Origin of the sequence: Bradyrhizobium acaciae (assembly GCF_020889785.1) — a bacterium.
In the GTDB taxonomy this organism is placed as follows: Bacteria; Pseudomonadota; Alphaproteobacteria; order Rhizobiales; family Xanthobacteraceae; genus Bradyrhizobium; species Bradyrhizobium acaciae.
This window is the reverse complement of sequence record NZ_JACMYK010000277.1, coordinates 1-2,958: the sequence shown is the minus strand read 5'-3', so window position 1 is coordinate 2,958 and position 2,958 is coordinate 1. Positions and strand designations below refer to the sequence as shown.

At 67.3% G+C, this 2,958-nt stretch carries 3 protein-coding genes; all 3 read right to left on the bottom strand.

Annotated elements, in window-relative coordinates; genetic code table 11:
* Nucleotides 1-76: 76 nt before the first annotated feature.
* Nucleotides 77-694, bottom strand: a complete 618-nt coding sequence (locus H8A92_RS40110; RefSeq protein WP_229200758.1) for a hypothetical protein — start codon at nucleotides 692-694, stop codon at nucleotides 77-79.
* Nucleotides 695-970: 276 nt separating this feature from the next.
* Nucleotides 971-1,534 (bottom strand): 16S rRNA (guanine(966)-N(2))-methyltransferase RsmD, encoded by a 564-nt coding sequence (gene rsmD / locus H8A92_RS40105; protein WP_229200757.1) that lies wholly within the window; start codon nucleotides 1,532-1,534, stop codon nucleotides 971-973.
* A 6-nt stretch (nucleotides 1,535-1,540) separates the two neighbouring features.
* The coding region (locus tag H8A92_RS40100) for a pseudouridine synthase (protein WP_229200756.1) at nucleotides 1,541-2,958 on the bottom strand (1,418 nt) is incomplete at its 5' end.

Genomic DNA, 2,958 nt, shown 5'->3' with positions numbered 1-2,958 from the left:
TCTCATCACGCTCTAGCGTGCCTTCACAATGCACTTTGGTGGTTATGGGTCCCTGCTTTCGCAGGGACGACAGGGCCTACGAATTCTGGCGAGTGAAAACGTCCAGCGCCGTGCGCAACTGCGCAATCCATTCGTCGCCGTCCTCGAAACCGCCGGCCGCGATCCGCTTGCAGACTTGATCGAGCTCTTCACCGCCGGCCTGATCCCCGGCCAATTGCCGCGCGATCGCGACATAGCCGTCCGTCAGAAGCACCAGGCCGGGGGCGCTCGCGTCGACATAGTTCTGGCGCGCACCACGAAAGATGTCGATCGCCTCGAGATGTCGACCTAGCGCCAGATCGAAGGCACCCACCAGCCAGGCGCTCGTTCCCAGCCGCAACGGTCCGACCCCCAGCTCCTGCACAAGGTCCAGCGAACGCTCTGCGAGGTCGCGCGCCGCCAGCAGAATATCTGGCCTGATCGGCTTGTCCGAAACGCTCCAGCCCGGCCAGCAATCGGCCGCGGCATTGAACGTCATCCGCTGAACCATCTGGAGCGCTTCGTGCGTGTCGCCATCCAGCACGCCGCGACGGCGCTCGATCTGATCGACAGCATCGCGCGCAGCCGCAAGCAGCGCCGCGTCATCGCGCCCGCCGCGCAGGTCCTTGACACGCTTTTCCAGCTGACCCGCGAGCTCGGCAAGAGTATCGGCCATGGTTCGCCCCCGAACGCGACGTGTGGTGGATTAGCCCAACGGGTCTGCGCGTCGCGCAGCCCGATCACAGGCTCAGTCCGGAACCCAACATAAGGTCGAGCGACGCTGGTTCGCCTACACTTTTTCGCGAAGAAAGACGAATTCCGTGCCTTCCGTCGTCCCGGGCAAGCGAAGCGCGACCCATAACCACCGATAGTGATGTTGATTTCAGCCGGGGCCATAGCCCAGTCGACGATCGGCCGCGGGGGTTATGGGTCCCTTCGCAGGGACGACAGATTAGATTGCGGCGGCTGATCGCAGGAACACGAATTCCGTATCGTCATACGCCCGCCGCGCGAGCTCCTCGAAGCCTTCGGGCGCCGCGAATGCAGCGGCCTTTGCCTCTTCCACCACGAGCAACGCGCCCGGCGTCAGCCAACCGCCGTCGCGCAGCGAGGCGAGTGCCCTCTCGGCAAGCCCCTTGCCATAGGGCGGATCGAGAAACACCAAAGAGAACGGCTCGACCGGATGCGCCGGTCCGAGATCGGTGGCATCGCGGCGATAGACCTTGGTGGTCCCGCCAAGGCCGAGCGATTCGACGTTGTTGCGCAGCAGCGCCCGCGCCTCGGCGCCATTGTCGACGAACAGCGTGAACCTTGCGCCGCGCGAGGCGGCCTCGATACCGAGCGCGCCGGTGCCGGCAAACAGATCGAGCACGCGGGCGTCCTCGATCGGATTGTCGTAAGCGTGGATCAGGATGTTGAACACGGACTCGCGCAGGCGGTCCGCGGTCGGACGGATCTCGCGGCCCGAGGGCGAAGCGAGATTGCGGCCCTTCAGCCTGCCCCCGACGACACGCATCGACCGTTACTCGTCCTGCGGCTTGAGATCGCGCTTGCCGTGATAGCCGCGCCTGGGGCGGCGCGGCGGGCCGTAGCCATTGGCCTCGTCCTCGTTGCGGGCGCGGGCTTCCTCGCTGCCGGTACGCTGCACCAGCACGCGGCGGCCCTTGCGATCGTTGATCACCGCCCGCTTCGCAGCCGGCTTTCTGGGCGGCGCGTCGCCGGCGTCACGCTGCTCAGGCCGTGTGAAGTCCGCGCCTGCGATCTTGGCGACCTTCTCGCCGAGCTGCTCGCGCAGCACCCGCGTCTTGACCTCCTCGACCTTGCCCTCCTCGAGCTCGCCGAGCTGGAACGGGCCGTAGGAGATCCGGATCAGCCGGTTCACCTCGAGCCCGAGATGCGCCATCACGTTGCGGACCTCGCGGTTCTTGCCCTCGCGGATCGCGAACACCACCCAGACGTTGGAGCTCTGGTCGCGCTCCAGCGTCGCCTCGATGGGCCCATATTTGACGCCGTCGACCTCGACGCCGTCCTTGAGCTGGTCGAGCTGAGCCTGCGTGACCTCGCCATGCGCGCGCACGCGGTAGCGACGCAGCCATCCGGTGTCGGGATGCTCCAGCGTCCGCGCCAGCCCGCCATCATTGGTCAGCAGCAACAGCCCTTCGGTGTTGAAATCGAGCCGGCCGATCGAGATCAGCCGCGGCAGGCCCTCCGGCAGATTGTCGAACACTGTCGGCCGCCCCTCGGGATCGGCATGCGTCGTCATCAGCCCGCGCGGCTTGTGATACATGAACAGCCGGGTCCGCTCGCGCGGCGGCAACGGCTTGCCGTCGACCGCCACGACATCATTGTCGGTGATATCGAGCGCCGGCGAGTTGATCACGCGTCCGTTGACGGTGACGCGGCCCTGCGTGACGATCTCCTCGGCATCGCGGCGCGAGGCGAGACCGGCGCGCGCCAGCACCTTGGCGATCCGCTCGCCTGACTTCTTCGGCTTCGGCTCGGGACGCTCGCGGCGATCGTCGGTGGAGCGCTCGCGATAGGCGCCGCGGCCGCCGAAGGCCGGGCGCTTCGCAAACACCTTGCTGTCGTCCTCATTGTCGCGGCGCGGCCGATCGCCGAAACGGCCCTCGCTGCGCGGATGCTCCTGCCAGTCGGTGCGGCCTTCGGGACGCTCGCGACGACGGCGCTCGCGGCCGCCATCTTCCTCATTGCGATCCCCGGAGTCGCCCTTGCGATCCCAGCGCGGCCGGCTGAACTTCGGACGATCGCCCTGCTCACGATCGTCGCGGGACCGGGAGAACCGCGGACGTTCGTCGCCGCCGCGGTCGTCGCGCGACCTGTCGTAACGCGGCTTGTCGAAATTGCGCGGACCGTCGCGGAACGGACGCGAACCGCGCTCCGGACGATCGGAGCCGCCCTCGCGCTTCTGCCACGGCTTGG

Bases quoted from the DNA above. Each gene is read 5' to 3' on its own strand.
- H8A92_RS40110 (WP_229200758.1), bottom strand. From the start codon at position 694: ATGGCCGATACTCTTGCCGAGCTCGCGGGTCAGCTGGAAAAGCGTGTC.
- rsmD (WP_229200757.1), bottom strand. From the start codon at position 1,534: ATGCGTGTCGTCGGGGGCAGGCTGAAGGGCCGCAATCTCGCTTCGCCC.